The organism is Enterobacter sp. SECR19-1250 (assembly GCF_013391025.1).
Lineage (GTDB): Bacteria > Pseudomonadota > Gammaproteobacteria > Enterobacterales > Enterobacteriaceae > Enterobacter > Enterobacter cloacae.
On record NZ_JACASJ010000118.1, the window covers coordinates 8,883 to 13,544 of the forward strand.

Consider the following 4,662-nt stretch of genomic DNA (forward strand, 5'->3'; position numbering starts at 1 on the left):
ATAACAAACTGATACTCGTTATAGCTGACATTAGCCGGGATTGTCTGAGAATAATTCAGCATTCCTCGCGTGACTTTTTGCGTTTTTAATCCCAGATTCTGAACCTGGGTTGGGTCGATACGGATCCCGCCACTGCTTTTATCGCCACTGTCATCAGCATATTTTGGCAACAGGTCCATATCCATAAAGGGCGATTTTCCGGGTTTATCAAATTTGGTATCCGGTTTCATTGGGTCATACCAGAAAAGCACCTTTCGTTCCGGTGCCTTTTGTTCTGTTTTTTCTGTCTTTTGTGCTGAGTTTACATACTGCCAGGCAGTAACCGATATCAGCCCCCCTGCTATGAGGCTGCTGATAATTATTGCAGCATATTTTATCTTTAAAGAAGCCATACAATTTTCCGCTAAAAAATCAAAACACCTGTCATATGCGCCTGACGGTTAACTCACACATATACCTATGTGAATGTACAGGCGCACAGGATGTAATCGCTCCGGACAGCCAATCAGGACTGCGTCACGTTAATGCTTTTAAGTAAAGAAATATTACCCTGCTGAATAAACGAGAAATCAACGTGGCTGCCAGTTTTCAGGGCATTAATAGCGTCAATAGCGTCGTCTGCATTAACAAAAGTGAAGCGCATGGTCATTGCAGGCCAGCCCACATCAGGGATAGCTTCGTGCGAAATGGTGATTTTTTTACTATTCATATCAATGGCTTTAACGACACCGGAGCCCCTGATAACCTGCTGTACCGAAGCGTCACTGGCAGCATTCATATCACCATGCTGATGTGTTTCAGCATGAAGACCGGCAGAAAATATGACAGAGAAGGCACCAAATAAAACGGCTTTAAATGAATTACGCATTTTAAATTTCCTGATTAATTAAATAAATTTACTCTACCCAACCGCCACCCAGTGCGGTAAACAGATTAATTTCGTTAACCTGCCGGGAATAGGTAAGATCGAGAATGGTTTGCTGCGTAGCGAAGAGAGAACGCTCTGCATCCAGCACTTCAATGTAACTGACAGCACCACTGGAATATAATCCTCTGGCACGCTGGAGAGTTATCTGAAGTGAATCAAGATAACGCTGCTGTGACTCAAGTTGCTGGCTAAGGCTGTCGCGCAGCGCAAGCGTGTCGGAAACATCCTTAAAGGCTGACTGAATTTTTTGTTCGTAATTAACCACCGACTGTTGCTGGCGAATTTCAGCCAGCTTCAGATTGGCTTTATTCCTGCCAGCATTAAATATAGGAATTTCAATTTTAGGGATAAAATTCCACATTCCACTTCCTGACGTAAACAGGCTGGACAGCTCCGTACTGCTTGCGGAAAGACCACTGGTCAGGGTAATTGAGGGGAAAAAGGCCGCTCGCGCTGCGCCAATATTGGCATCAGCCGCTTTCAGCTGATATTCCGCTTCCATAATATCCGGACGCTGCAGCAATATTTGTGACGACAGATTTGGTGGCAATTTTACTGGTGCGATCTCCCCACCTTTAATCCCTTTTTCTGACGGAACTGCGCGGTACGTTCCCAGCACCAGTTGCAGGGCATTGTTTGCCTGAGCCAGATCGCCTTCTCGTTTGGCTATTTCGGCGCGGGTACTTTCGATTTGCCCCCTGGCTTGTTCAAGCGCCAGAACGTTCGTACTCCCGGTCACGAGCTGCTGCTCAACGAATGCATAAGACTGTTCATAATTTTTCAGCGTTTCCCGCGCAATACGGAGTTGTTCGTACGCCAGTTGCTGGCTGAAATAGCTCTGTGAAACGTTGGAGACCAGCAGGATGTGTACGGCACGACGGGCTTCTTCGCTGGCAAAGTAGTTCTGGCGATCAGCCTCACTCATGTTCTTAAGTTTGCCAAAAAAATCGAGCTCATAGCTGAGCTCCAGACCCGCGTCGTACTCCTGTGTGGTCGGCTTGTCACCTTTCAGACCACCGCTGTATGTGATCCCGGATGAGGCATTCAGTTGAGGATAACGATCTGCATCCGTGACGTTGAACTGGGCCCGGGCCTCTTCAACCTTCAGGGCAGCCATTCTCAAATCACGGTTATTATTCAGGGCTTCACCGATCAGCCTGCTGACCTGGGGATCGACAAAAAAGTTTCGCCAGCCCGTATCCTGATAGCTGTTTACCGCAGGCGTCAGACTGTTTTTAGACAATGAAAACTGCTGGGGAACCGGAGCTGGCGGACGCTGATATTCAGGTGCCAGAGAAACACAACCAGCCAGGATGAATATGGTACTGATGCTGAGTAATTTTAATTTGAACATAACGCTTCTCGTACAGGCAGACCTGGTAAATGGTTCAAATGAAGTTCAGAGTATTACCAGGGTTACTTTACAGAATGCACTCTGTTTGTCGGGTGACAGAATAATGACAATGTTGTCATTTTTACGGTAATTCGTTGATTACGATCGTGTGCGCAATAGAATGACATTAGCAGCCAGACGGGGAGCAAGATGAAAATATTGATCGTCGAAGACGAAATTAAAACAGGTGAATATCTCAGCAAGGGGCTGACAGAGGCGGGGTTCGTCGTGGATCACGCTGATAATGGTCTGACCGGATATCATCTTGCCATGACAGCCGAGTATGATTTAGTCATCCTGGATATCATGCTGCCTGATGTAAACGGCTGGGATATCATCCGTATGCTGCGCAGTGCCGGAAAGGGGATGCCGGTATTACTGCTGACGGCCCTTGGCACGATTGAACACAGGGTCAAAGGACTTGAGCTGGGTGCGGACGATTATCTGGTGAAGCCCTTTGCGTTTGCTGAACTGCTCGCCCGGGTAAGAACCCTCCTCAGGCGGGGAAACACGATGATCACGGAAAGCCAGCTTAAAGTGGCTGACCTCTCGGTTGATCTCGTATCCAGAAAAGTCAGCCGCGCCGGGAACCGCATTGTGCTCACCAGTAAAGAGTTCAGCCTGCTGGAATTCTTCATTCGCCATCAGGGAGAAGTTCTTCCCCGCTCCCTGATTGCCTCTCAGGTCTGGGACATGAATTTTGACAGCGACACTAACGCGATTGATGTCGCAGTAAAGCGACTCCGCGCTAAAATTGACAACGATTACGGGACAAAACTGATCCAGACAGTGCGGGGCGTGGGCTACATGCTGGAGATCCCGGATGCATAGCAAACCGTCCAGACGACCTTTCTCACTCGCTCTGCGGCTGACCTTTTTTATCAGCCTGTCCACAATACTGGCGTTTATCGCCTTCACCTGGTTTATGCTGCATTCTGTTGAAAAGCATTTTGCCGAGCAGGATGTCAGCGATCTGCAACAAATCAGCACCACACTGAGCCGTATACTCCAGTCCCCGGCAGATCCGGATGAAAAAAAAGTAAGCAAAATAAAGGAATCGATCGCCAGCTACCGCAACGTTGCCCTTTTGCTCCTCAATCCCCGGGGTGAGGTGCTGTACAGCTCTGCGCAGGGGGCAGCACTACGCCCGGCCGTGAATTCAGCCGATTTTAGCGAGCACAGCCGCGCACGGGATGTCTTTCTCTGGACGGTGGAGGATACTGCGAGAGCGATGGATACCGGGTCCGGAATGAAGATGGAAACGTACCGGATTATCGCCTCCTCTGGCCAGGCGACATTTCAGGGCAAACAGCAGAGCTATGTCATGCTGACTGGCCTCTCCATTAATTTCCATCTCCATTACCTCGATGCGCTGAAAAAAAATCTGATTGCGATTGCCGTCGTGATAAGCCTGCTGATTGTTCTGATCATTCGCATTGCTGTCCGTCAGGGGCACCTGCCCCTTCGTAATGTCAGCAATGCCATTAAAAACATCACCTCCGAGAATCTTGATGCGCGGCTGGAACCGACACGCGTTCCCATTGAGCTGGAGCAGCTGGTTATCTCGTTCAATCATATGATTGGAAAGATTGAGGATGTTTTTACCCGCCAGGCCAATTTCTCTGCCGATATCGCGCACGAGATCAGAACACCCATCACCAATCTGGTGACGCAGACTGAAATCGCTCTGAGTCAGGATCGAACGCAGAAGGAACTTGAGGATGTCCTCTATTCCAGCCTTGAAGAGTATAACCGGATGACCAAAATGGTCAGCGACATGCTGTTCCTGGCACAGGCGGACAATAATCAGCTGATACCTGACAGGGTTCGGTTTGACCTCAGAGCAGAAGTCATGAAAGTCTTCGAGTTTTTCGAAGCCTGGGCCGAAGAACGCAATATTATGCTCAAATTTAACGGGATGCCCTGCCTGGTTGAGGGAGATCCACAAATGTTCAGAAGAGCGATCAATAATCTGTTATCCAACGCCCTGCGTTATACCCCAGAGGGACAGGCAATCACCGTCTCAATAAGAGAGCAGGAGAGCTTTTTTGACCTTGTGATTGAAAATCCGGGGAAACCAATCCCTGAAGAGCATTTATCAAGGTTGTTTGACCGTTTTTATCGGGTGGATCCGTCCAGACAACGAAAAGGAGAAGGCAGCGGCATCGGCCTTGCGATTGTGAAGTCAATCGTGGAAGCACATCACGGAAGAGTGCAGGTGGAATCGGACGTACACTCAACGCGTTTTATCTTATCCGTGCCCAGACTGGAGAAAATGATTCCGGACACCCAGTGCTGGGAATAAAGATTTAAATGACAAAGATGTCATTAGCCTGTCATG

5 protein-coding genes are annotated in these 4,662 nt (G+C 48.6%); 2 read left to right on the forward strand and 3 right to left on the reverse strand.

The window, feature by feature from the left end; all coding sequences use genetic code 11:
- The 3 genes from HX884_RS22315 to silC all read right to left on the reverse strand — a co-directional run.
- Positions 1–392: heavy metal-binding domain-containing protein (locus HX884_RS22315; RefSeq protein WP_306173223.1), on the reverse strand; the 392-nt coding region annotated here is incomplete at its 3' end.
- A gap of 113 nt (positions 393–505) precedes the next feature.
- Entirely contained in the window at positions 506–868 is a 363-nt protein-coding gene (cusF, locus tag HX884_RS22320; RefSeq protein WP_110820886.1) for a cation efflux system protein CusF, read from the reverse strand.
- Between the two features lie 28 nt (positions 869–896).
- Entirely contained in the window at positions 897–2,282 is a 1,386-nt protein-coding gene (gene silC, locus HX884_RS22325; protein ID WP_110820887.1) for a Cu(+)/Ag(+) efflux RND transporter outer membrane channel SilC, read from the reverse strand.
- A gap of 189 nt (positions 2,283–2,471) precedes the next feature.
- On the opposite strand from silC, the gene silR reads away from it, so the two are divergent.
- Both silR and silS read left to right on the forward strand, forming a co-directional pair.
- Complete coding sequence (silR, locus tag HX884_RS22330; RefSeq protein ID WP_001572351.1) at positions 2,472–3,152, forward strand: copper/silver response regulator transcription factor SilR; 681 nt, start codon at positions 2,472–2,474, stop codon at positions 3,150–3,152.
- A complete protein-coding gene (silS, locus tag HX884_RS22335; RefSeq protein WP_111969907.1) occupies positions 3,145–4,626 on the forward strand; it encodes a copper/silver sensor histidine kinase SilS in 1,482 nt (493 codons plus the stop codon). The genes silR and silS overlap by 8 nt, the downstream gene beginning before the upstream one ends.
- Positions 4,627–4,662 lie beyond the last annotated feature (36 nt).